Here is a 25,037-nt window from a genome sequence, read left to right as displayed (position 1 = left end):
ATCGTCTCGCGGGGCTTTTTCATGTCAGCCGAGTTTGTAGCGCGGATAATGCGCGATAAGGTGAATTGGGATTCGACAAGCGAAATGAGCTGAGGTAAAGCTCTGATTAAACGATTAATCAGAGCGCCGTCGATCATGGCTTCATCGCGTTCGGGACCGAACCTCAGCAGGATAGCGACGTCGCTCGGCGTCTCCGTCGCCACCGTCTCCAATGCGCTATCAGGCAAGGGCCGCGTCTCCGGCCAACTGGTCGAAAGGATTCGCGAGCATGCCGCCGAGCTCGGTTATGTCCCGAGCCAGGCCGGGCGGGCGCTCAGGACCGGCCGCAGCGGCGTTCTCGGCCTGGTGCTGCCCGATATCGCCAATCCGCTGTTCCCGAAGATCGCCCAGGCGATTGAATTCGCCGCCTCTGCCGCCGGTTACGGCGTACTGATCGCCGATTCCCGCGGCAATGTCGCCGCCCAGACCGAAGCGATCAATCGGCTGGTCGAGCGCGGCGTCGACGGCATGGTCGTCATTCCCCGCCGCGCCACCCGCATCTCTTCGGCCGCCTGTCCCGTCGCCATCATCGATACCCCATCGACGTCAGGCAACACCGTTGCCGCCGACCATTGGCAGGGCGGCTGCGAAATCGCCGGCCATCTGGCGGGCCTTGGCCATCGCCGCATCCTCATCATCGGCAACAATCAGGAATCCAGCGTCCAGAACGACCGCGCCGACGGCATCCGCTCCGGCATGCGTCCGGACATGCATGCGGAAACACTGTGGATCGATAGGCTCGAGCAGGATAGCGGCAGCGGCTGCTCGCTCGGTCTCCCCGAAAAGGTCGGGCAGGGTTTCACCGCCTTCGCAGCCCTCTCCGACCTGCAGGCGCTGCGGGCGCTGACGGAGTTGCAGCAGGCCGGCATCAACATTCCCGCCGATGTCAGCGTCACCGGCTTCGACGATCTTATCTGGTCGCCCGTCGTCACGCCGTCGCTGACGACGGTACGTATGGACATGGACGCTATTGCCGGAATTGCCGTGTCGGCACTGGTGGATACCATAAGAGCGAGCAGCATCCGGCAGAGCATGCTCGTGACCGCCGCGATGGACCGTGTCCCCATGCAGCTGATCGTCCGCCAATCATCCGGGCCTTGCGGACCAGGCACCAAAAACCTCAGAGATGGAGAACATGTAAGATGAAAAAAGCGCTCATTGCCTCGGCAGCACTCGCCGCCCTGTCTCCGCTCGGAGCAGCCGCAGCGGACCGCACATTGACCATTTCGGTCTATGCTTTTGCCCAGGACGATTTCAAGACGCTGGTCTACGATCCCTTCGAAGCCAAATGCGGCTGCAAGCTGGTGGTCGAGACCGGCAACAGCGTCGAACGCCTGGCCAAGATGGAAGCAAACAAGGCCAATCCCGTCATCGACCTCGCCGCCGTTTCCATGGCCGATGCGCTGGCCGCCTCCCGTGCTGGTCTGATCGACAAGGTCGACACCGCTAAGCTCGCCAATTTCGTCAAGCTCTACGACGTCGCCAAGGATCCGAACGGCGACGGCATGAGCGTCGGTTACACCTTCTACGCCACCTCGATCGCCTATCGCTCCGACAAGATGAAGATCGACTCCTGGGCCGATCTCCTGAAGCCGGAATATGTCGGCCACGTCGCCTTCCCGAATGTGACGACCAATCAGGGGCCGCCGGCGCTCTATATGCTGGGCCAGGCGCTCGGCAAGGACACACCCGATCTGAAGGGTCCGATCGAGGCGCTGGGCGAGAAGAAGGACGACATCGTCACCTTCTACGAAAAATCCTCGCAACTCGTACAGTTGATGCAGCAGGAGGAGATCTGGGCAGCGCCGATCGGCCGTTTCTCCTGGGCGGGCTTCACCAAGCTCGATGTTCCAGTCGCCTGGGCGACCCCGAAAGAGGGTCAGACCGGCGGCATGAATGTGCTGGTGCTGACGAAAGGTTCGAAGAACCAGGATCTCGCCATGCAGTTCATGGATTTCTGGCTTTCAACCGACATCCAGACCAAGCTTGCCGAAAAGCTGGTCGACAGCCCGGCAAACAGCGAGGTCAAACTTTCCGAAGCCGCCGCCAACAACCTCACCTATGGCGAGGAAACCGCCAAGAGCCTCAAGCTGATCCCTTCGGCAGTCGCCCTCGACAACCGCGCCGGCTGGCTGAAGAGCTGGAACGAAAAGGTCGGCCAGTAGGGCCTGCGTGAAAACCGGTCCCGGCGCCTCTGCCGAGACCATCCTCTGTCCGCACGAAAGGCGCCTCATGTTCCAGAACCGCGCTGAAGCCCTGGCGCTTGCCTTGCCGGCAGCGGTCTTTGCGACCGTGGTCTTCCTGCTGCCCGTCGCGATCCTGCTGTCGGAGGGCTTTGGTGCCGGCGGCGGCTGGACACTGTCGGCCTATGCCGGTTTCTTCTCCGAGACGCTGAACCGTACCGTTTTCCTGCGCAGCTTCCGGCTCGGCCTCGAAGTCACCGCCGTCTCGGCTATCATCGGTTATGCCGCAGCCTTTGCCATCGTCAACCTGCCGCCGAATGGCAAGGGCCGCATGATCGGCCTCGTCACCCTGCCGCTGATGATTTCCCCTGTGGCGCGCACCTATGCCTGGATCGTCATCCTCGGCCGCACCGGCATCGTCAACCAGGCGATAACGGGCCTCGGTTTCAGCGCCGAGCCGCTGCGGCTGCTGTTTACCGAGACCGCCGTCTTCATCGGCCTCCTGCAGCTCTTTCTGCCGCTGATGATCCTGTCGCTGATCAGCGCACTCGAAAACATGCCGAAGGATGCGATTCCCGCTGCCCGCGTTCTCGGCGCCAACTGGTTTCAGGTCTTCTGGAAGGTCATCCTGCCGCTGACCAGGGAAGGCCTCGTCGTCGGCGGCACGCTTGTCTTCACCGGATCGCTGACCGCCTATATCACGCCCGCCGTGCTTGGCGGCTCCAAGGTGCTGATGCTGGAAACGCTGCTGTATCAGCAGGTTTCCGTCGCCAATGATTTCGTCTCGGCAAGCGTCATCGCCTTCATCCTGATCGTCATGAGCTTTGCCGCCAACATCCTGCTGAAACGCCTTGCGACGGCGAGGAACCGCCGATGAGCCTGCGCCTCTTTTCGCCCGTCGTGCTTTTCCTGCTGCTGGTCTTTCTGATCGGCCCGTTCCTGATCATCATCGCCGCCTCCTTGTCATCAGGCGATACGCTGGCCTTCCCGCCGCAGGGACTGTCGCTGCGCTGGGTCATGAAGGTGTTCACCGTCGAGAGTTTCCGCGACAGCTTCGCCATGTCGATGTTCCTTGCCGTGTTCGGAACGCTCGCAGCCCTCCTCCTCGGCATCCCGGCCGCATATGCCCTCTCGCGCTACCGGCTGCCGGCGGCCGAAACCGTCCGCACCGTCGTCTCGCTGCCGATCATCGTCCCCGGCATCATCGTCGGCCTGGCGCTGCTGCGTTATCTCGTCGTGCCCTTCGGCTTCAACATCACGCTCGCGCTCTTTTTTGCCCATACCGCCCTGGTGCTGCCCTATGCAGTGCGCGTCGTCTCGGCAAGCCTCGACAATCTGCGTTCGGATATCGAGGAGGCCGCCGTGCTGCTCGGCTCCTCCAGGCTCGGCGCCTTCTTCCGCGTGGTGATGCCGAATATCCGCGGCGGCATTCTGGCCGCCTTCATCCTTGGCTTCGTCACCAGCTTCAATCAGGTGCCGGTTTCGCTCTTCCTCTCCGGTCCCGGCGTCCGGACACTGCCGATCGACATGCTGGGTTATATGGAAACTACCTACGATCCGTCCATTGCGGCGCTCTCCGCCCTTCTCGCCTTTCTCTCGATCGGCATCGTCTTCCTCGCCGAACGCTTCCTGGGATTCTCGCGTTATGTCTGATGCCTATCTTCAACTCGACAAGCTCACGCTTGCCTATGGCGACACGGTTGCGGTCGGGGATCTCGACCTTACGATCGGCAAAGGTGAGCTCGTCGCCCTTCTCGGCCCCTCCGGCTGCGGCAAGACGACGACGATGCGCGCCATCGCCGGCCTGCTGACGCCTGCCTCCGGCCGCATCCGCCTCGACGGCGCCGATATCACCCGCGTTTCCGCCAACAAACGCGCCGTCGGCCTCGTCTTCCAATCCTATGCGCTTTTCCCGCATTTGACGGTCTATGAGAACGTCGCCTTCGGCCTGCGTCTCAAGGGCATCTCGGGCGCCGATCTCGACACCCGCGTCGCTGGCGGCCTGAAATCGGTCGGCCTCTCAGCCTTCGCCGGCCGCAAACCCGCCGAGCTCTCCGGCGGCCAGCAGCAGCGCGTGGCCCTCGCCCGCTCGATGGTGATGGAGCCGAAAGTGCTGCTGCTCGACGAGCCGCTCTCCAATCTCGACGCACGGCTTCGTCTCGAAATGCGCGCAGAATTGCAGCGCGTCCAGAAAGAGACCGGCGTCACCATGATCTTCGTTACCCACGACCAGACGGAGGCCCTGGCGCTCGCCGACCGCATCGTCGTGATGCTGAACGGCGGCATCGAGCAGATCGGCACGCCTGAAGAGATCTACAACAAACCCAGCTCCGCCTTCGTCGCCGATTTCGTCGGCTTCGAGAATGTCTTCGCGCTGAAAGACGATAAGCTTGCGACGCCGAACGGCCCTGTCGCGCTTTCCGCTCCGGCCCCTGAAGCCGCGGCCGGCCTCGCCTGGCGTCCGCGCATGGTGAACCTTGGTTCCGGCCCGTTTCAGGGCACGGTGCGCGGCACGTCTTTCGCCGGCAACACCCGCGAATATCTTCTCGATACACCGCTTGGGCCCATCAAGGCCGAGATCGACGCAAGCCTGCCGCCGCACGAGATCGGCAGCGTGCTCGCCTTCGACCTGCCGGTTGCCGGCGCGGCCAACCTCAAACGGTTCGGGTGAAATCATGGGCGTCTGGATCGATACCGACATGGGCTTCGACGATATCGCCGCCATTCTGGTAGTGGCACAGTCGGAATACGAGATCGACGGCGTGTCGCTCGTCTTCGGCAATGCGCCGCTGCCGCAGGTGAGAAGGAATGCCGCCGGCGCCGCCGCTGCCTTCGACTGGAATTTCCCCATCCACACCGGGCGCGCCATGCCGGTTCTGGGCACGCTCGAAACCGCCGAGGCGATCCTCGGCGCAACCGGCATCCCGACCATCGGCAAGAGCCTGCCGGACGGATCTGCCCTTGCCGATAGCGATGCCTTCGCAGCACTGTGCCGCTGGCTGGAAGGCCAGGGCCAGCGCCGCATCCTGGCGCTCGGGCCGCTCACCAATATCGCCGCCGTGGCACTCGCCCGCCCCGATCTTGCCGCCCGTATCAGAGACCTTGTCTGGATGGGCGGCGGCGTCACGTCCGGCAACCACACGGCGTCCGCCGAGTTCAATGCGCTCGCCGACCCCGAGGCTCTGTCGATCGTCATCGCTCATGGCCTGCCGCTGCGCATGGTCGATCTCGACCTCTGCCGCAAGGTGCTGGCAAGGCCGGAGGATGCCGAGCCGGTGCGCAATGCCGGCGGCGCCAATGCCGAGCTGATCGCCGATCTGTTTGCAGGTTACATTCGCATCGGCACCAGCCGCGGCCGTCCCGGTATGGCGATCTACGATCCTTCCGCCGCGGTCGCCTTCGTCGCTCCCGATATCGTCGGCTTCCGCCCCGCGCGCATCGACGTTGAGCTACAGGGCAGCTTGACCCGGGGCCGCACCGTCGTCGAGACCCGCGACACGCACGCGGCCTTCAATGCGCAATTCGCCGCCGAAATCGATGCCGATAGGGCGCGCCGGATCATACTCGCCGCCTTGGTCAGCGAGGCCCGCAAATGAACGCCACCCTTCGCCAGGAACCCGCCGATCTCAACGATCCCGCCTTGCGCGCCCGCGCCGTCGCGGCTGCACGCGGCGACGCCCCCTTCGATGTACTGATTACCGGCGGCCGGCTGCTCGACGTGGTGACCGGCCTGATCCGGGAGGCCGATATCGGCCTCGTCGGCGCCCTGATCGCAAGCGTCCATGCCCCGGCAAGCCGCACCGATGCGGCCGAGATCATCGATGCGGCGGGCAGCATCGCAACACCCGGCCTGATCGACACGCACATGCATGTCGAAAGTTCGATGGTGACTCCGGCCGAATATGCGAGCGCCGTGCTGCCGCGCGGCGTCACCACCATCGTCTGGGACCCGCATGAATTCGGCAACGTCCATGGTCTCGACGGTGTGCGCTGGGCGATCGAGGCGGCGCGGTCACTGCCGCTGCGCATGATCCTGCTCGCCCCCTCCTGCGTGCCATCGGCACCAGGGCTGGAGCTGGCCGGCGCCGACTTCGATGCCGCCGTCATCGCCGAGATGCTGCGCGCCTCCGCCGTCGCCGGCGTTGCCGAAGTCATGAACATGCGCGGCGTCATCGACGGCGATCCGCGCATGAGCGCCATCGTCAATGCCGGTCTTGCCTCCGGCAAGCTCGTTTGCGGCCATGCCCGCGGCCTTGAGGGGGCCGATCTCAACGCCTTCATGGCAGCAGGCGTCACCTCCGACCACGAACTGACCTCCGGCGCCGACCTCGCCGCCAAACTTTCAGCCGGCCTGACGATCGAGCTGCGCGGCTCCCACGACCATCTGCTGCAGGAATTCGTCGAGGTGCTGAACGGTCTCGGCCATCTGCCTGCGACCGTGACGCTCTGCACCGATGACGTCTTTCCCGATGAACTCTATCAAAGCGGCGGCCTCGACGACGTCATCCGCCGTCTGGTGCGGTATGGCATGAAGCCGGAATGGGCGCTCCGCGCTGCGACCTTCAACGCCGCTGAGCGCCTGAAGCGCTCCGATCTCGGCCTCGTCGCCACCGGTCGCCGCGCCGACATCGTGCTCTTTGATGACCTCGAGGACTTCCGGGCGCGGCTGGTCATCTCGGGCGGCCGCATCGTCGCCCGCAACGGCGGCATGCAGATTGACATCAAGCAGCTCGACACAGCGCCGCTTGAAAATTCGGTGAAGCTCCCGCAATTCGCCGAGGATGATTTCCGCATCCCGTCGAGAGGCGAGCGGGTCCGCGTCGCCACCATCGACCGCCCGCGTTTCACGCAATGGGGCGAGGCGGAGACGGAGGTCAGGGATGGCTTCGTCGTGCCGCCGGCCGGCAGCGCCATGATCGCCGTCGCTCATCGCCACGGCAAGGCCGACGGCACCCCGCGCACCGGCTTCCTCACCGGCTGGGGCGAATGGCGCGGCGCCTTTTGCACCACCGTTTCGCATGACAGCCACAACCTCACCGTCTTCGGCGGCAATGCCCGTGACATGGCGCTCGCCGCCAACGCCGTCATATCAGCCGGCGGCGGCATGGCGGTCGCCAGCGACGGCGCGATCGAGGCAATCCTGCCGCTGCCGCTCTCCGGTTTGGTGACCCGCGCATCACTGAAGGACACGGCTTCGGCCTTCACCGGCATTCGGAAGGCCATGGAAAAAATCGCCGACTGGAAACCGCCCTACCGCGTCTTCAAGGCGTGCTTCGGCGCAACGCTCGCCTGCAATGCCGGCCCGCATCAGACGGACCGGGGGATTGCCGATGTGCTGACGGGCAAGGTGCTGGAAAGTCCGGTGCTGAAGGTTTTGTAAGTCGGGACGCACAGACCGCAAACGAGCGGTTGCCGTAGAGCCCGTCATCCCCCGCCGCCACCTTCTCCCCGCTTGCGGGGCGAAGGAGATGTGCCGCAACCTCTCAATTCGCTCTCACCTGGCGTAGGGCACGTCCCCTCGCCCTGTTTACGGGGGTCCGAAGGACGGGTCGAGACCCGTGGCTCGACCCCGGCAAGGGTCAGGGTGAGGGGCCGTCACAAGCGCGTCTCTAAACCTTCAACTCCCTCTCCACCAACGCCACCCAATAAGCCGCGCCATAACCAAGCGCTTCATCATTGAAATCATAGGCCGTGTTGTGATGCAGCGCCCCGTCCACCGCCGGCCCGTTGCCGAGCCAGACATAGCAGCCTGGCGCATTCTGCGCGAAGAAGGCAAAGTCGTCGCCTGCTGTCGACGGCGGAAAGCTCGTACGCACCTTCCCGCCGAACACCGTGCCGGCGGCGGCAAGCGCCCGGGCGGTCGCATCCCCATCATTGACGACGGGCGGAATGCGCCGCTCGAAACGATAATCGGCCGATATGCCGTACATCGCAGCCGTTCCGCGGGCCAGCCGGCCGATCTCGCTCTCCAACTGATCGCGCACATCGGGCGAATAGGCCCGTGCCGTTCCGCCGATATCCACGATATCAGGAATGACATTCAAAGCCTTTGGGTCGCCCGCCTGCAGGAAACAGGCGCTGACGACGGCCGGCTGCAGCGGATCGACCACCCGTCCGACGATCGTCTGCAGCGATGACAGGAAGGTGGCGGCGGCAGTGATTGGATCGCGGCCGAGATGCGGCTTGGCGCCGTGCGTGCCGATGCCGCGAAAGGTGATGCGCCAGTTGTCGGAAGAAGCAAGCTGCGGCCCCTCGACCACGGCGATCTCGTCGACCGATAGTCCCGGCATATTGTGCAGTCCATAGACGGCATCGCAGGGGAAAAGCTTGAACAACCCCTCCTCCACCATGCGCTTCGCCCCGCCACGGCCCTCTTCGGCCGGCTGGAAGATGAAATGCACCGTGCCGGAAAAACTCCGCGTCGCTGCCAGATGCCGCGCGGCACCCAGCAGCATCACCGTATGGCCATCATGGCCGCAGGCATGCATCTTTCCGAATACGGTCGATTTATAAGCTCGCTCCGCCATTTCAGGCATGGCGAGTGCATCCATATCGGCCCTGAGCCCGATCCTGCCCGTGCCGTTGCCGACTGTGAGCGTGCCGACCACGCCGGTGCCGGCCAGCCCGCGATGCACCGTGATATCGGCCTCCTCGAGAAGCCTCGCGACGATGCCGGCGGTGCGCTCCTCCTCGAAGCCGAGTTCGGGATGGGCATGCAGATCACGGCGCAAAGAGGTCAGGAACGGCAGATCGTCCTTGATCCGGGCGTGGATGCTCATGAGCCTGGATATCCTGTCAAGCGTAAGGGGCGCCCACCGGCGCCCGCGTCAGATCATCCCTTGTTCATCAAACAGGTCGCAAGTTCAACCATCAAGTCTCTTCGACGAACACCTCTTCGCGCTTCTTCTTGACGCTCGGCAGGAAGACGACGATGAGCACGGCAAGCGCAATCGCCAGAAGCGTGGCGCTGATCGGCCGTGTAACGAAGGTAGTGGGATCGCCGCGCGACAGGATCATCGCACGCCGCAGGTTCTCTTCCAGCAGCGGCCCGAGCACGAAGCCGAGCAGGAGCGGCGCCGGCTCGCAGCGAAGCTTTGCCAGCACGTAGCCGATCAGCCCGAAGAAGGCGACAGCGTAGAGGTCGTAAACATTGGCGTTGACGCTGTAGACCCCAATCGAGCAGAAGGCCATGATGATGGGGAAGAGCACATAATAGGGCACGGTCAGCAGTTTCACCCAGAGCCCGATCAGCGGCAGGTTGAGGATGACCAGCATCAAGTTGCCGATCCACATCGAGGCGATGATGCCCCAGAACAGCGCCGGCTGCTCGGTGGCGACATTGGGTCCCGGCACGATCCCCTGAATGATCATCGCGCCGATCATCAGCGCCATGACGGGATTGGCCGGAATGCCGAGCGTCAAGAGCGGAATGAACGAGGTCTGCGCCCCGGCATTGTTGGCTGATTCCGGCCCTGCGACACCGGCGACCGCACCCTTGCCGAATTCCGCCGGGGTCTTCGATATGCGCTTCTCCACGGTGTAGGAAGCGAAGGAGGCAAGGATCGCGCCGCCGCCCGGCAAGATGCCGAGCGCCGAACCGATCACCGTGCCGCGAATGACAGGCGCGATCATCTCTTTGAATTCCTGGCGAGAGGGCAAGAGGCCGGTAACCTTGGCCATCAGCACCGTGCGCGTCGATTCGCCCTCGAGGTTGCGCAGGATTTCGGCAACCCCGAAGACGCCAACGGCGAGCGCCACGAAGTTCAATCCGTCCGAATATTCGCGGATGCCGAGGATGAAGCGCGGCGCGCCCGTATAAATGTCGGTGCCGACGAGGCCGAGCAGCAGCCCGAGCGCCACCATCGCCAACGCCTTGACGACCGAGCCGTGCGCCAGTGCGATCGAGGAGACGAGACCGACGATCATCAGCGAGAAATATTCGGCCGCGCCGAATTTCAGCGCGATTTCGGTCAGCGGCGGCGCAAAGACCGCAACGAGAAAAGTCGAGACCGTGCCGGCGAAGAACGAGCCGAGTGCCGCGATTGCAAGGGCTGCCCCCGCCCTGCCCTTGCGCGCCATCTGGTAACCGTCGATCGCGGTGACGGCGGAAGAGGATCGCCCGGCATGTTGATGAGGATCGCCGTCGTTGAACCGCCGTACTGCGCCCCATAATAGATCCCGGCCAGCATGATCAGCGAGGAGACCGGCTCGAGCTGGAAGGTGATTGGCAGGAGCATGGCGATCGTCGCCGTGGCGCCGATGCCGGGCAAAACGCCGATCAGCGTACCGAGCAGCACGCCGATTAGGCAGAAGAGAAGGTTGTCGGGTGTCGCTGCTGTGGCGAAGCCGAGGGCGAGATTGCTGAAAAGATCCACCATCGCCTCCTAGAACCGGACCCAGGGGCCGAAGCGCTCGAACGGCAGCCCCAGCCCATAGCTGAAAACGGCGACCGAGAAGATCGTCAGCAGCAGCGAAAGGATGACCGCAAACACCACGTTCATCTTGGTCGATGCAAAACAGGCGACGAAGGCGGTGAAGAACAGCGCCGGCGCAAAGCCCAGCCCACGCACCGTCAGCCCGAAGAGGACAGGAGCCGGCAGTATGAAAAGCATGCCGCGCCACGCGAAAGGATCGATCGGCTCACCCTCGACGCGCAGTGCCTGAATAAAGATGATCGCGCCGAGAAGCACGAGCACGCAGGCAAGCACCAGCGGAAAATAGCCAGGCCCCATGCGCACTGCCGTGCCGAGGTCGAGCCCCAGCGACTGGATGGCGAAGAAAGCGCCGGTCGCGACGAAAAGCCCGCCGCAGATCGCATTGGTGGTATCGAAACTTATGGATTTCATGGTGTCTCCTGGGGTTGGAGATGGTTCTCGTAATGCCGTCGCTGCAGCAATTGTCCCTCATTCGGCTGCGCCACCTTCTCCCCCTGCGTGGAGAAGGGATAGGCCGCCGGCCTCTGTCTCTGCCGCAATACCTAGGGCAGGTCCCCTCTCCCCGCGCGCGGGGAGAGGGTTAGGGTGAGGGGCTATTCCTGGCGCATCCCTCACTAGTCCGCATATTCGCCGGCAGCCTCGATCACCGGCTTCCAGCGGGCGATCTCGCTTTCTAGCTTGGCCTTCAGTGCAGCCGGCGTCGCATCGGCGTCGGAGGAAGGTGTCGTGCCGAGCTCGGCGAAGCGGGCCCCGACATTCGGGTCCTTCAACGCAAACTGCAGCGACTTCGACAGACGTTCGTTGATCGCAGCCGGCGTGCCCTTCGGCGTGTAGATGCCGTGCCAGATGCCCACTTCGAAGCCTGGCAGGCCGGCTTCGACTGCCGTCGGAATGTCCTTCATCACGTCGAGGCGCTTGGGCGAGGTCACGGCATAGGCCTTGATCGTGCCGCCCTGGATCTGCTTCGTCGTGTTGGTCGTCTGGTCGCACATCACGTCGACCTGGCCGCCGAGCAGGTCGGTCATGGCAGGGCCGGTGCCCTTGTAGGGAACGGTGGTGAGCGGCGTCTGGATGGCGCTCATGAACATCATGCCGCAGAGATGCGAGGCCGCACCGATGCCGGCATTGGCGACCGTCACCTTGTCCTTGTTGGCCTTGACGTATTCGATCAGGCCTTTGAGGTCGGTCGGCTCGAAATCCTTGCGGGCGACGATCGTCATCGGCACCTCGGTGACGAGGCCGACATAGTCGAAGGCACCGAGCGTGTCATAGGCGAGTTTGCGGTAGAGCGTGGCGCTGGTCGCCATGCCGATATGGTGCAGCAGGATCGTGTAGCCATCCGGGTCGGCGCTCGCCACACGGCCGGCGCCGAGCGTACCGCCGGCACCGCCGACATTTTCGACGACGATCTGCTGGCCGAGATCCTTCGACATGGATTCGGCGACGAGACGCGCGACTGTGTCGGTCGGGCCGCCGGCCGCAAAGGGCACGACCATGGTGATGGTGCGTTCGGGATAGGTCTGCGCCGAAACGGCGCCGGCGAGAAGAGAGACTGCGGCAGCCGCGGTCAGGCCGAGCATGGTCTTCAGAATTTTCATCGTTTCCTCCCTGATCAAACAAGCAAGCCCGCCGACACATCCTCCGCGCCGGGCATGACCTATTTGCCGCCGGGAAAAACCGAGCTGCAATCATTGCAGCCGCTATCGAGAGACGATTTTGCGACAGTGCAATGCAGCATGGGTCGATTTGGAAACAAACGCCTTGTGCGATGGGTGGATTTCCACCCATCGCGACGCCCGCCAAGAATTAGCCTTCCGTCAGCATCCGCTTGTCGAGGCCGTATTTCTGCATCTTTTCATAGAGGGTCTTACGGGAAATGCCGAGTGCCTCATAAACCGGCTTGAGACTGCCGCCATGCGCCACCAGCGCACTGGCAATGACGCCCCGTTCGAATTCGGCGACGCGTTCCGCAAGCCCGGTCGCCTCCTCGACCTGCGGTCCGCTATCGTCGAGACCGAGGACCAGACGGTCGGCGGCATTCCTGAGTTCGCGCACGTTGCCCGGCCAGTCGCGCTGGGCGATGTCGGAGATCACCTCGGGCGGTACGGCCACCTCATCGCGGCCGTAGCGGGCGGCCGCCTCCCGCACCAGCTGCAGAAAGAGCAACGGAACATCCGTCCGGCGCTGCGACAGCGACGGCACATGCAGCGTCGCAACGTTCAGCCGATAGAAGAGATCGGCGCGGAAGCGCCCAGCCGCCACCTCCGCCTCCAGGTCTACCTTGCTCGTGGCGATAAAGCGTACGTCGAGCGCCACCGTCTCATTCGATCCCAACCGGGAGATCACCCGCTCCTGCAGCACCCGCAGGAACTTCGCCTGCAGGTCGAAGGGCATGGAACCTATTTCGTCGAGCAGAATGGTGCCGCCACGCCCATGCTCGAACTTTCCGTAACGCGGCCTCACCGCGCCGGGAAAGGCGCCCACCTCATGGCCGAAGAGCTCGCTTTCGATCAGGTTTGCCGGCAGCGCGGCGCAATTGATGGCGATAAACGGCCGGCTCGCCCGGGCGCTGATATCGTGAAGCGCCCGCGCCACCACTTCCTTGCCGGCCCCGGTCTCGCCGACAACGAGCGTATCGGCATCGCTCGCCCCGATCGCCCGGATACGGTAGCGCAGATCCACCATCACCTGCGTGCGCCCCGGCAGCCGCGCCTCAAGATCGTCGCGCTTGCCGGCGACTGCCTTCAGCAGACGGTTTTCAAGCACGAGGCCGCGCCGCTCCATCGCCCGGCGGATGACGCCGGCAAGCATCTCCGGCGTGAACGGCTTCTCGATGAAATCATAGGCGCCTTCACGCATCGCCTTCACCGCAAGCTGCACGTCGCCGTGGCCGGTAACGAGAATGACCGGCACCTCCGGGTCGAGCTCGCGGATCTTCTGCATCAGCGTCATGCCGTCCATGCCGGGCATGCGGATATCGCTGACGACGACGCCGGGAAAACTGTAGCCGATCAATTCCAGCACATGATCGCCATTCGAAAAGGTCTCGACGCTGAAGCCGGACAGATCCAGCGCCTGCGCCGTCGAGCGGCGCAATTCCTCCTCGTCGTCGACCAGCAAGATCTTCGCATCGTTCATTCCGCCGCCTCCGGCATCAACCCCGCCGCCGATTGCAGCTCGATACGGAACACCGCGCCCCCTTCCGGATGATTGGCCGCGGAAAGGCTGCCGCCGAAATCCTTGATGATATTGTAGGAGATCGACAGCCCGAGACCGAGCCCCTTGCCCACGCCCTTGGTCGTGAAGAAGGGATCGAAGATACGCTCGGCGATCGCCGCAGGCACGCCCGGCCCATGGTCGCGCACTGTCAGCACCACCTTGCCTGCCTCCTCGAAGGCGGAAATCTCGATGCATCTGTCATCAAGCCCTTCCACCGCATCAGCGGCATTGGAAATCACATTCACCAGCACCTGCTGCAGACGCACCGAACCGGCACGCACCACCGGCGGCCGGGTCCCGAGATCAAGCCGGAGCTCGGCATCGGCCGCCTTCAGCCGCCAGGCGATGATCTCGAGCGTGTCATGCATCGCCTCGTCGAGAGAAACAGGGCCGAGTTTCTCATTCGGTTTGCGAGCGAAGTTGCGCAGGTGCCGGCTGATCGCGGCCATGCGGTCGATCAGCCCGCCAATACGCCGGATATTGTCCCGCGCCTCCTCCATCCGGCCGCGATCGAAGAGAACGGTGGCGCTGTCCGTATAGGTCTTGGCGGCGGCGAGCGGCTGATTGAACTCATGCGAAAGAGCAGCCGACATCTGCCCGAGGCCGGCAAGCTTGCCCGCCTGGATGAGATCGGCCTGTGTCTGACGGAGCTGCTGCTCGGTCAACCGCCGTTCGGAGATTTCCTCCTCGATGCGGCTGTTGACGCGGGCAAGATCGGCGGTGCGCTCATCGACGCGCCGCTCCAGCTCGTTGCGGGCCTCCGTTTGCAGCTGCATGCGCTCGGCAAGCCGCGCCCGCCGCTGGCGCAGAACCGCGACCGCGAGCCCGGCAATACAGAGGATGAGAAAGACCGCCGCAAGCGCCATGCGCGCCTGGGTGCGGATGGAACTCGTTTCCATCAGCACGTTCACCGTCCAGTCCTCGGCCGGCATGTAGTGCGAAAGCACCAGATATTCGCTCGAGCCGCGCTCGCCGGCAAGCGTCATCAGTTCATGTGGCTCAAAACGCTGGCGCGTCACCGGCAACTCCGTCAGCCTGGCATTGGCATAACGCCGCGATGCTTCCGTGCGTGCGATGCGGTCGGCGGTCAGCGGCAGGATTGCGCCGTAAAGCCATTCCGGGCTGCCAGACATGAAGATGATGCCTTCAGGATCGGAAACGAAGATCTTGTATTCGCCGCCGCCCCAGGAGGATTCGATCATGTCGATATCGACCTTGAAGACGATGACGCCGCGAATATCCGCGCCGGTCCGGATCGGCGCAGCGAAATAATAGCCGCGCTTCAGCGAGGTTGTGCCGAGCGCATAGAACCGCGCCTGGCGGCCTTCGATCGCGTCCTGGAAATAGGGCCGATAGCTGAAATTCTGCCCGACGAAGCTTCCCGGTCCGTCGTAATTGCTGGCCGCAATCGTCTCGCCGTCCGGCTTGACCACATAAATATCGGAGGATTTCAGCAGCCCGTTTATCTCCTTGAGATAGAGATTGGCCGCGTCACGCAAGGCTGTGTCATCGGGCGCGCTCACCAGTTCCTTGATGTCGTCGTGATCGGCGATCAGTGCCGGCAGCGCCTCATAGCGGTTGAGGTGACCGCTGAGCGCCGAGACGGCAAGGCGCAGCGCCGTTCCCGCCTGCGCCGATGCCTCCCCCATATAGGCGCGCGTCGCGATCGCGCTTCCATAGGTGAAGAAGGCGAAGATGATCAGTGGCACCACCAGCAACGCCGCTATCGCGCGATATCTCGAAGACAGGTCCGGCTCCTCCCCTTTCCGCCTCCACTCCCCAGCGAGGCATACCCGACGGTCAAGTCTAGCGCATCGGCCCGAAAATCGGAATCGATTTTCGGAAAGCACGATGCGTAGATTCAAGATGTTAGAGCGTTCTTTGTGCGTCCGAAAGGACGCACGGCGCTCTAATAACACCGGCAGTGATTTCCAAGGGCCGTCGAAACTTGACACCCGTCAAGGGCCGATATCCTATTGCTGCATCGCAAGGGAACCCCATTATGAGCGACGACAATACGCCCGCCGACAGCAAGCTTACCAACTCCAAGCGGCGCTGGGCGGCTGAGGGCAAGTTCCTGACCGGCCGCATCAGCCGCCCTGAAACCGAGCGCCTGCCGCCCGGGCAGCACCTCGTCATGAACTGGCCGGTGCTCGATCTTGGCCAACAGCCCACCGTCTCCACGGATAGCTGGCGGCTCGATGTGCGCGGCCTCGTCGAAACACCGCTCAGCCTCACCTGGGCCGACTTCCAGGCGATCGAGCAGAGCACTAAGGTCAGCGATATCCACTGCGTCACCACCTGGTCGCGCTACGACAATAAGTGGAAGGGTGTTTCGACCCGCGATCTGCTCGATCTCGCCATGCCGAAGCCGCAAGCCGGTTACGTCATACTGACGAGTTATGACGGCTATACCACCAACCTGCCGCTTGCCGATTTCGCCGACGACGACGCGATCCTTGCGACATCCTGGGAAGGCCTGCCGCTGACGCCGGATCACGGCGGCCCGATGCGCCTCGTCGTGCCGCATCTTTATTTCTGGAAAAGCGCCAAATGGCTGCGCCGCATTGAGCTGATGCCGGACGACGAAGCCGGCTTCTGGGAAAAGAACGGCTACCACATGTATGGCGATCCGTGGCGCGAGCAGCGCTATTCCGACGATTGAGCCTTCGGCCGCAGAAAGCGGCGAAGTGCAATCACCAAAAGGGCGAACAGAGCGGCAAGCCCCGTCAGCGATGCCATACTGGCGGTATGAAACGGCACTTTACTCCAGCGTGGTTTGACGACATCGGCGGTGTTGAAGGCCTCGCCGCTGAACCGGCAGGTGATGAGCGCCAGGCTACGCCGCACCATATCGGCGTCGACCGCGGAAATGATTTCATCAGCCGCAACGGCCTCCCCCGGCATCCCGCGCATCTCAAGCAATACCGCCTTGGCCGCCGCCAGATAGGCATGAGCGCATTCGTTGAACGGGCTCTCCTCGTCGCTCACGCTGCCCGGCATCCGGCCCCATAGACAGTAGGAGTATTGGATCTCGGCATAGTTCAGGACGCGCCGGAACGGCTCATTCGTATCGACTGCACGGGACGCCAGGTCGATAATTCGGCCGCGATAGTCCGAAATCACCGCCATCTCTCCATGCGAGATTTCAGGGATATCGAGGCCGGCATGGCTGCTGCCGGCGCTGCGGCCATGCGCAAGGGCGTTTCCGGCAAACACGCTAAAGAAAGCGGCGGCGGCAAACGCGGTCGACAGGAGCGATAAGGTTCTGCAGCTTTTCATAGCGGCCCGAAAACCTAAGGGCGCCGACAAAATGGCGCCCCTCGATGTGCTCAGTGGAAGGCCCTCGCCGGCCGGCTCCGCTGCCCGTCCTTTACGGCAAGCCGCTTTTCCACAAGCGCCCCGAAGCCAAGGCCAAGCGTTGCCCAGAGGATCGCATGCATGGCGAGCGTTGTCGTCCGGAAACGCCAGAGCACCATGGCCGAGAAGTTCTCCGGCACCTCGTTGATCGGCGGCAGCAGATAGAGCACGAGGCCGATGAAGACGAGATAGGCGATGCCGGCGATGATCGCGCTGTTCCAGAGGCCGAAACGCTCCGAAAGACGGCGCGACAGCGCGACAGCGGCGATCAGGGCAGCAACCGAAACGACGATCATCAGGAAGAATAGTTCGGTCCTGACGCCGATCGTATCGGCATTGCCGACCGCCGGCGGGTTGGCCGGATATTTGAAAGCGGGAACGAGCACGATCGCCACGAAGGCGCCGATGGCGATGACCGCCGAGGTGCCGCGCGCCGAAAGATTGCTGACGCGGCCGTGCACGAAAGCGAAGGCAAGCGCGAATAGCCCGCCGACGGCAATGCTGTAGGCCATGACACCGGTGAAAAGGCCAAGACCGGCCTGCGTGGCGCGGCTGACGATTTCAGGTTCGGCGGCTTCGCCGGCCGCCTGCGCGCTCGCCTCCTCGAAAGCGATCGCCGCATCGACCAGCGGCTCGCCGAAGACATGGGCGAAGGCGAAGACGAGGAAGCCAGCAATCAGGCCCGCGAGCATGCCGCGAAGCAGAAGGTTTCCAACCATGCCAGGAACTCCCCTAGAGCAATTCCAGGAAAAGCGCGAAGCGGTTTCCCGTTCGGAATTGCGTTAAAACAAAGCTTAGAGCGGTTCTGCCGAACCGCTCTAGTGGCAGGGGAAGCCGAGGAGGTGGCGGGCGTCATGCACGAATTCGTGCACATACATGCCGTTGAACAGCGCGGTCGCGCCTTCCTCGGTGCCGACGAAATAGATGGCGATGAGCATCAGCAGGCCGCCGAAGATCGCCCAGGGTAGGATCTCTCCTACGGGGATCGGTGCCGGTGCCACGACGGGCGTGAAAGTGGTGTCAGACATGTATTCCTCCGGAATGACGCGTTCAGTCGAAAGATTGCTTGTGCGGTAAGGTCTGACTTCCAGCGCGAAGAACCTTCGACACGCTGGTCACAGTGGCGCGACCGCGCCGGATTTCCACCGGCTTCCAAACCCGCAACAGCCCGGTTATATCTGCACGCCGAAGAGACTGTCAACGAAACTTCACGTGCCGGCAAAGGGTTGTCCTACTGTATTCCCGGGAGATCAGAAGACCGTGAACACGCGCCTTACCTGGATCTGCCACGGTGCGACGGCGGCAAGCCGCAAGGCCATGTTTCCGATCGACGAACCGTTGGAAGCCAAGGCAACGGAGGAAGCCGGCAGGATGGCCGCCCTGCCCCGCGCCGATCGTATTGCCGTTAGCCCGGCGTTGCGCGCCTGCCAGACTGCCGACGCGCTCCGTCTCCAAGCCCGGATAGACCCGGCGCTTGGCGACTGCGATCATGGCCGCTGGGCCGGCAAGTCGATCGCGGCGATCGAGGCCGAGGAGCCGGAGAACCTCATGGCCTGGATGACGAACCCGGAAGCCGCCCCGCACGGAGGCGAGAGCCTTCTTGATCTTCGAACACGCGTCGCCAGCTGGATGGACAATGAATGCGCCCTCGGCGGCCATGTGATCGCCATTAGCCACGCCGCCATCATCCGGGCGGCGGTCGCCCATGCGCTTCGGGCACCGCCCTCCTCCTTCTGGCTCGTCGACATCGAGCCGCTCGCCGTCATTCACATGACCAGCGATGGACGGCGCTGGTCTCTGCGTTTTCAGCACTAATGTATGTCGCCTGGAAGTGTGCGGCGGTTCCGGGATAACGACATGCATCAAAACAAAGAGCTAAAGCGCGTCGCATGAATCCGTTTAATGCGACGCGCATTAGCGATCCCTCATCTTATCCAGCCTTACACAAGCAAATCGCGTCATCTCTATTGAACCCGGTTTCGCCGGGACTACTTCCTTGTCCCAAGGAGATGGAAGACATGGCATATGATTGGAGTGGAGAGCGCACGCGTCGCCTGCGTTTGACGCGTCTCGCCACAATCACGGTTCTGGTCGGTCTCATCGTCAGCGTTCCGCTGTTAATTGTCACCGCCTGAAACACGAGAAAGGGCGAGCGATGCACCAGCACGCTCGCCTTCGTTCTTTCCCGCCCCCGCGTCACGAGAAGCACGTCCGTCTCTCGACGGTGCATCAACAGGCTGCCGTCTCCAATAATTCGCCTTCTGGTTTCAACGAACATTTCAGACTTTCATGATAGTTCGGCACAGGTGGAGATGGAGAAGGCCATATGCCGGTGTTTTTCCAGAGCAGGGCCGGAAGGCAATGCGTATCGATCGTCGTGCTTGGGATAACTCTCTGGCTCCTCGGCGCGCTTTTGCAGCTTGACGATAGCCTGGTCTTCTTCATGACCGGTTTCGGCGAATACGGCGCCGACAAACTCGTTCTGGCGCTTGGCATCGCCGGCGCCATGAGCTTCATCTATTCGGTGCTGCGCATCGCCGATCTGCGCAAGGAAACGGAACTGCGCGCCGCCGCCCAGGCGAAGGCCGATTGGACCGCAACCCACGACCATCTGACCAAGCTGCCGAGCCGCTACGCCTTCGAGCGCAAGATCCTTTCACGGCCGATCAAGGACGACGAGGACCAGATCGAGGAGTGGGACCAGAACGTCACACTCTTCTCCGTCGATCTCGACGGCTTCAAGAAAGTCAACGATCTCGTCGGCCACAAAGGCGGCGACATTCTGCTGATCGAGGTTGCCAGACGGATCTGCGCGCTCGGCAGCGCCGATTGCGTCTATCGCTTCGGCGGCGACGAATTCATCATTATTGCCTTTGCCCTGACGGCGCAGCGCGAGGAGCGTTTTGCCAAGCTGCTGATCCAGGCGGTCACCCGGCCGATCCATATCGATGGTTTTGCCGTCGAAGTCGGCGCCAGCGTCGGCTACGACCGCTGGGTCGAGGGAGCCGAACCGCTGGAGGATGCCGCTCATCGGGCCGACCTCGCCATGTACGAGGCGAAATCACGCGGCCCCAATCATTATTTCGTTTTCGAACCGGCCATGCAGGACAAGGTCGCGGAGCGGGCTGCGCTGGAAACCAGGCTGCGTGCCGCAATCTCCAACAAGCAGATCAAACTCTTCTATCAGCCGCTGATTGACCTGAAGACCGGTCAGCTCTGCGGTTTCGAGGCTCTGGCGCGCTGGATCGGCGAGGACGGCGTCAACATCCCGCCGCCGGTCTTCATCGACATCGCCGAGGAAAACGGGATGATCACCGCCTTGTTCGAGGATCTTCTCGCCCAGGCCTGCAGCGACGCACTCACCTGGCCGGACCATGTGATGCTGTCCTTCAACGTCTCGCCGGTACAGATGGAAGACAGGCTGCTGACATCGCGCATTCTCAAGGTCCTTTCGGCAAGCCGGCTGCCGCCGCAGCGCCTGGAAGTTGAGATCACCGAAAACGCGTTGATTCAAGATCCCGCCGTCGCCGCCGTCATCCTTGATGAACTGCACGCGGCCGGCATCCAGATCGCGCTCGACGATTTCGGCACGGGTTATTCGAGCCTCGCTCAGCTCGCCCGCTACCGTTTCGACAAGATCAAGATCGACAAAAGCTTCATCGCCACCTATCGCGGCGACGAACGTCAGGAAAAGATCGTCCGCGCCATGCTTGGACTCGGCCGGAGCCTTAACATCAAGACGACTGCGGAAGGCGTCGAGGAGCACGGCCAGCTCGCCTTCCTGCTGCAGCTCGGCTGCGACATCGGCCAGGGCTATCTTTTCGGCAAGGCGATGCCCGCCGCCGAGGCGGGCATCTTCATCAGCGATCGCAATGCCAGTCTGGCGTCTACGGCCTGAAGATACACCTTTAAAAAAATCGAGCGTCGATGAGGGAGAACACGGATGCAATCGAGGCCGCCAGCGCCGACCGCATGCTTCCAGGCCCGGCATATCGATGAGAGCTGTACTCGATCCAAGCCGAACATGACGATAGGCTGCGCATCGACAAAACGCGTTAAGGGCCGCTAGACGCCTTCCCGTCCGCAGTCCCCGCACTAAGTTCGGCCATCGTGACGACTGTGCGGAGCCTCCGAAGATCATGGCATCGACCGACCTGCTCCTGACCTTCAACGCCGGCTCTTCGACCGTCAAGATCGGTATCTTCGCGATGGATGGCGATAAGGCGCGGCGCCTCGGCAAAGGCGTTATCGATTTCCGCGCCGAACCGCTCTCGCTCGGCCTGGTTAAGGGATCGCAGACATTCGAAATGCCGTTGCAGGCCGAGGTGACGGAAGGCCTGCACGGCGTCATCGATGAGGCCTTCGCGCTTCTCGCCGATCATTTCGACATTGCCGCCGCCCGCGCCGCCGGCCACCGCGTCGTCCATGGCGGCGACCGCTTCACCAGCGCCACCGCCCTCGACGCCGCCACAATCGATGCCGTCGATGCGCTGACGCCGCTGGCACCCCTGCATCAGCCGCAGGCGCTGCGTTTCATCCGCGCGCTGGCGCATCTGAAACCGCATCTTGCCCAGACGGCCTCCTTCGACACGGCCTTCCATGCCACGCAGGACGATCTCGTTCGCCGCTTCGCCATTCCCCGCGCGCTACATGCGGAAGGCATCAAGCGTTACGGCTTTCATGGCCTTTCCTATAAATTCATCGCCGGCCAGCTAACCCGCAACGCGCCGCACGCGGCAAAGGCGGTGGTCGCCCATCTCGGCAGCGGCGCCAGCCTCTGTGCGCTCGACCAAGGTGTCAGCCGCGACTGCAGCATGGGCTTTTCGACGCTCGACGGCATCCCGATGGCGACGCGCCCCGGTTCACTCGATGCTGGCGTTATTCTGCATCTGGCCAGTCAACGGAAACAATCCTTCGAAGAAATCGCAGACCTGCTCTATCATCGCTCCGGCCTGCTCGGTGTCTCCGGCATCAGCGCCGATATCCGCGACCTTTTGAACGACACGCGGCCCGCGGCGCGCCAGGCAATCGACCTCTTCACGCTGCGCATCGCCGGCGAAATCGGCCGTATGGCTGTGACGCTCGGCGGCCTTGACGCCGTCGTCTTCACCGCCGGTGTCGGCGAGCATCAGCCGGAGATCCGCGCCGGCGTGGCGAGGAGACTCTCCTGGCTCGGCCTTGCGATCGAGGAAAAGGCCAATATCGCCAATGCGTTCGCGATCAGCACTTGGGAAAGTCGTATCGCCGCCCATGTCGTCGCCACCGATGAGGAGCAGGTCATCGCCGACGAGGCGCTGTCCATTCTTGGCACTGGCTGATCGAGATCAAATAACATGCCGGCGCCAGCCGGTAGAACAGACGTTGAAGACGTTTTCGAACGGGAGAAACTCATGGAAAAGCATGTCTCGACCGCCGCCCTGACCGACGCCGAACTCACCCTGACCGACCGCTATTGGCGAGCCGCCAACTATCTCTCGGTCGGGCAAATCTATCTGCTCGCCAATCCGCTGCTGCGCGAGCCGCTGAAACCGGAGCACATCAAGCCCCGCCTGCTCGGCCACTGGGGCACGACACCCGGCCTCAACTTCATCTATGCGCATCTGAACCGTCTGATCCGCGCCCGCGACCTCGACGTCATCTACATATGCGGCCCCGGCCACGGCGGGCCGGGCATGGTCGCCAATACCTATCTCGAAGGCAGCTACAGCGAGCTCTACCCTGACATATCAGAGGATGCCGAAGGCATGCGCAAGCTCTTCCGGCAATTCTCCTTTCCGGGCGGCATTCCGAGCCATGCAGCGCCGGAAACCCCCGGTTCCATTCATGAGGGCGGCGAACTCGGTTACGCCCTCGTCCATGCCTATGGCGCCGCCTTCGACAATCCCGATCTGATCGTCGCCTGCGTCGTCGGCGACGGCGAAGCCGAAACCGGGCCGCTGGCCGCCAGCTGGCATTCCAACAAATTCCTCAATCCTGCCCGCGACGGCGCCGTGCTGCCGATCCTGCATCTGAACGGCTACAAAATCGCCAATCCGACCATTCTCGGCCGTGCGGGTGACGATGACCTCCGGCGCCTCTTCGAAGGCTACGGCTACGAACCCTTCTTCGTCGAAGGTCATGAGCCGCGTGACATGCATCAGCAGATGGCTGCGACGATGGACCAGATCTTCGACCGCATCCGCGAGATTCAGAAGCAGGCCCGCAACGGTAAGGCCGCGGAGGGCTGCCCGCGCTTGCCGATGATCGTGCTGCGCAGCCCCAAGGGCTGGACCGGGCCGAAGGAGGTCGACGGCAAGAAGGTGGAAGGCTTCTGGCGCGCTCATCAGGTGCCGGTCTCCAACTGCCGCGAGAACGATGGCCACCGTAAGATCCTCGAGGACTGGATGCGCAGCTACGATCCGGAAGATCTTTTCGGCGCCGACGGCCGGCTGAAGCCTGAACTGCAGGCGCTGGCGCCCGTCGGCAAGCGCCGGATGGGCGCTAATCCCCACGCCAATGGCGGCTTGCTACGCAGAGAGCTCGATGTTCCCGATATAAGCGACTATGCGGTCGATATCGGCACGCGAGGCAGCGCCATGGTACAGTCGACGGAGATCCTCGGCCATTACCTGCGCGACACGATGAAGCGCAACGCGGCGGCCGCCAACTTCCGTATCTTCGGCCCCGATGAGACGGAATCCAACCGACTCGGCAGCGTCTTCGAAGTCACCGACCGCATCTGGATGGAAGGTATCGAACCTTATGACATCCATCTCTCCCGGGATGGACGCGTCATGGAGGTGCTCTCCGAACATCTCTGCCAGGGCTGGCTGGAAGGCTACCTGCTGACGGGCCGGCACGGCCTCTTCTCCTGCTACGAGGCCTTCATCCACATCATCGATTCCATGTTCAACCAGCACGCCAAATGGCTGAAGGTGACGCGCGAGCTCGAATGGCGAAAGCCGATCTCATCGCTGAATTATCTGCTGACTTCGCATGTCTGGCGCCAGGACCATAATGGCTTCAGCCATCAGGATCCGGGCTTCATCGATCTCGTCGCCAACAAGAAGGCCGACATTGTCCGCATCTATCTGCCGCCGGATGCCAACACCCTGCTCTGGGTCGGCGACCATTGCCTGCGGACTTACGACCGCATCAACGTCATCGTCGCCGGCAAGCAGCCGGAGCCGCAATGGCTGTCGATGGAGGAGGCGGTGAAACACTGCGAGGCCGGCATCGGCATCTGGCACTGGGCGAGCAACGAGGAGGATACGACTTCTCCCGACCTCGTCATGGCCTGCGCCGGCGACGTGCCGACAATGGAAACGCTCGCTGCCGTCGACCTCCTGCGCAAGGCCATCCCCGACCTGAAGATCCGCACCGTCAACGTCGTCGATCTCCTTGCACTGCAATCCAGAGACCAGCATCCGCACGGCCTGACCGACGAGGCCTTCGATGCGATCTTCACATCAGACAAGCCAGTGATTTTCGCTTATCACGGCTATCCCTACCTCATTCACCGCCTGACCTATAAACGCACCAACCACCGCAACATCCACGTTCGCGGCTTCATCGAGGAAGGCACAACGACGACACCCTTCGACATGACCGTCCTCAACGAACTCGACCGCTTCCACCTCGCCATTGAAGCGATCGAACGGGTCCCAGGTCTGAAGGAGAAGGCGTCGGATGCACTCACCGCCTTCCGCGGCCAGCTTGCCAAGCATCACGACTATGTAAGGGAGTATGGCGAGGACATGCCGGAGGTGCAGAACTGGACGTGGCCGGCGAGCCCGGGAATGCGTCGTAGGTGAATGCCCGA

The 25,037-nt window shown here is 63.0% G+C and carries 19 protein-coding genes and 2 pseudogenes; 12 read left to right on the top strand and 9 right to left on the bottom strand.

Annotation, left to right across the window (positions count from 1 at the left end; all coding sequences use genetic code 11):
- The first annotated feature begins 135 nt into the window (after window positions 1-135).
- The 7 genes and pseudogenes from ACS4RS_RS11785 to ACS4RS_RS11755 all read left to right on the top strand — a co-directional run bounded on the left by ACS4RS_RS11785 (window position 136) and on the right by ACS4RS_RS11755 (window position 7,602).
- Window positions 136-1,180 (top strand): annotated as a pseudogene (locus ACS4RS_RS11785) (LacI family DNA-binding transcriptional regulator).
- 1 nt (window position 1,181) lies between these two features.
- Window positions 1,182-2,204 carry an extracellular solute-binding protein gene (locus tag ACS4RS_RS11780; protein WP_439010825.1) on the top strand — a complete coding sequence of 341 codons (1,023 nt, stop codon included), beginning with the start codon at window positions 1,182-1,184 and terminating at the stop codon, window positions 2,202-2,204.
- 67 nt (window positions 2,205-2,271) lie between these two features.
- Complete coding sequence (locus tag ACS4RS_RS11775) at window positions 2,272-3,099, top strand: ABC transporter permease subunit (protein ID WP_439010826.1); 828 nt, start codon at window positions 2,272-2,274, stop codon at window positions 3,097-3,099.
- Complete coding sequence (locus tag ACS4RS_RS11770) at window positions 3,096-3,875, top strand: ABC transporter permease subunit (RefSeq protein ID WP_439010827.1); 780 nt, start codon at window positions 3,096-3,098, stop codon at window positions 3,873-3,875. The genes ACS4RS_RS11775 and ACS4RS_RS11770 overlap by 4 nt, the downstream gene beginning before the upstream one ends.
- A complete protein-coding gene (locus ACS4RS_RS11765) occupies window positions 3,868-4,893 on the top strand; it encodes an ATP-binding cassette domain-containing protein (protein WP_439010828.1) in 1,026 nt (341 codons plus the stop codon). The genes ACS4RS_RS11770 and ACS4RS_RS11765 overlap by 8 nt, the downstream gene beginning before the upstream one ends.
- 4 nt (window positions 4,894-4,897) lie before the next feature.
- Window positions 4,898-5,818 (top strand): nucleoside hydrolase, encoded by a 921-nt coding sequence (locus tag ACS4RS_RS11760; protein ID WP_439010829.1) that lies wholly within the window; start codon window positions 4,898-4,900, stop codon window positions 5,816-5,818.
- Window positions 5,815-7,602, top strand: coding sequence for an adenine deaminase C-terminal domain-containing protein (locus tag ACS4RS_RS11755; protein WP_439010830.1), 1,788 nt, complete (start codon window positions 5,815-5,817; stop codon window positions 7,600-7,602). The genes ACS4RS_RS11760 and ACS4RS_RS11755 overlap by 4 nt, the downstream gene beginning before the upstream one ends.
- Window positions 7,603-7,831: 229 nt before the next feature.
- Here ACS4RS_RS11755 and ACS4RS_RS11750 read toward each other — a convergent pair whose 3' ends face one another.
- The 6 genes and pseudogenes from ACS4RS_RS11750 to ACS4RS_RS11725 all read right to left on the bottom strand — a co-directional run bounded on the left by ACS4RS_RS11750 (window position 7,832) and on the right by ACS4RS_RS11725 (window position 15,588).
- The gene (locus ACS4RS_RS11750) at window positions 7,832-9,001 is read right to left on the bottom strand and encodes an amidohydrolase (protein WP_439010831.1); all 1,170 of its coding nucleotides are present in this window, start codon (window positions 8,999-9,001) and stop codon (window positions 7,832-7,834) included.
- A gap of 91 nt (window positions 9,002-9,092) precedes the next feature.
- A pseudogene (locus tag ACS4RS_RS11745) lies at window positions 9,093-10,597 on the bottom strand (tripartite tricarboxylate transporter permease).
- Between the two features lie 9 nt (window positions 10,598-10,606).
- The gene (locus tag ACS4RS_RS11740) at window positions 10,607-11,068 is read right to left on the bottom strand and encodes a tripartite tricarboxylate transporter TctB family protein (RefSeq protein WP_439010832.1); all 462 of its coding nucleotides are present in this window, start codon (window positions 11,066-11,068) and stop codon (window positions 10,607-10,609) included.
- Window positions 11,069-11,271: 203 nt separating this feature from the next.
- On the bottom strand, window positions 11,272-12,255 hold the full coding sequence (locus ACS4RS_RS11735; protein WP_439010833.1) for a tripartite tricarboxylate transporter substrate-binding protein: 984 nt from the start codon (window positions 12,253-12,255) through the stop codon (window positions 11,272-11,274).
- 208 nt (window positions 12,256-12,463) lie between these two features.
- A complete protein-coding gene (locus ACS4RS_RS11730) occupies window positions 12,464-13,795 on the bottom strand; it encodes a sigma 54-interacting transcriptional regulator (RefSeq protein WP_439010834.1) in 1,332 nt (443 codons plus the stop codon).
- A complete protein-coding gene (locus ACS4RS_RS11725) occupies window positions 13,792-15,588 on the bottom strand; it encodes a sensor histidine kinase (RefSeq protein WP_449313662.1) in 1,797 nt (598 codons plus the stop codon). Before ACS4RS_RS11725 ends, ACS4RS_RS11730 begins: the two co-directional genes overlap by 4 nt.
- Before the next feature lie 290 nt (window positions 15,589-15,878).
- Here ACS4RS_RS11725 and ACS4RS_RS11720 point away from each other — a divergent pair, with 290 nt between their 5' ends.
- A complete protein-coding gene (locus ACS4RS_RS11720; protein ID WP_439010835.1) occupies window positions 15,879-16,541 on the top strand; it encodes a sulfite oxidase-like oxidoreductase in 663 nt (220 codons plus the stop codon).
- Here the strand turns inward: ACS4RS_RS11720 and ACS4RS_RS11715 are convergent.
- From ACS4RS_RS11715 to ACS4RS_RS11705, 3 genes are all read right to left on the bottom strand, one after another.
- A complete protein-coding gene (locus ACS4RS_RS11715) occupies window positions 16,526-17,158 on the bottom strand; it encodes a hypothetical protein (RefSeq protein ID WP_439010836.1) in 633 nt (210 codons plus the stop codon). The two genes, ACS4RS_RS11720 and ACS4RS_RS11715, sit on opposite strands and share 16 nt — an antisense overlap.
- 50 nt (window positions 17,159-17,208) lie before the next feature.
- Window positions 17,209-17,955: a CbtA family protein gene (locus ACS4RS_RS11710; protein WP_439010837.1), complete on the bottom strand. Its 747-nt coding sequence runs from the start codon at window positions 17,953-17,955 to the stop codon at window positions 17,209-17,211.
- 99 nt (window positions 17,956-18,054) lie between these two features.
- Entirely contained in the window at window positions 18,055-18,264 is a 210-nt protein-coding gene (locus ACS4RS_RS11705; RefSeq protein WP_439010838.1) for a CbtB domain-containing protein, read from the bottom strand.
- 232 nt (window positions 18,265-18,496) lie between these two features.
- Here ACS4RS_RS11705 and ACS4RS_RS11700 point away from each other — a divergent pair, with 232 nt between their 5' ends.
- From ACS4RS_RS11700 to ACS4RS_RS11685, 4 genes are all read left to right on the top strand, one after another.
- Complete coding sequence (locus ACS4RS_RS11700; RefSeq protein ID WP_449313661.1) at window positions 18,497-19,051, top strand: histidine phosphatase family protein; 555 nt, start codon at window positions 18,497-18,499, stop codon at window positions 19,049-19,051.
- A gap of 511 nt (window positions 19,052-19,562) precedes the next feature.
- Window positions 19,563-21,134 (top strand): EAL domain-containing protein, encoded by a 1,572-nt coding sequence (locus ACS4RS_RS11695; protein ID WP_439010840.1) that lies wholly within the window; start codon window positions 19,563-19,565, stop codon window positions 21,132-21,134.
- 241 nt (window positions 21,135-21,375) lie between these two features.
- Window positions 21,376-22,554: an acetate/propionate family kinase gene (locus ACS4RS_RS11690; protein ID WP_439010841.1), complete on the top strand. Its 1,179-nt coding sequence runs from the start codon at window positions 21,376-21,378 to the stop codon at window positions 22,552-22,554.
- A gap of 72 nt (window positions 22,555-22,626) precedes the next feature.
- On the top strand, window positions 22,627-25,029 hold the full coding sequence (locus tag ACS4RS_RS11685; RefSeq protein WP_439010842.1) for a phosphoketolase: 2,403 nt from the start codon (window positions 22,627-22,629) through the stop codon (window positions 25,027-25,029).
- Window positions 25,030-25,037 lie beyond the last annotated feature (8 nt).

This window comes from Rhizobium sp. F40D2, assembly GCF_051810745.2.
In the GTDB taxonomy this organism is placed as follows: domain Bacteria; phylum Pseudomonadota; class Alphaproteobacteria; order Rhizobiales; family Rhizobiaceae; genus Rhizobium.
The sequence above is the reverse complement of the archived record's forward strand: the minus strand, read 5'-3'. Positions and strand labels throughout refer to the sequence as shown.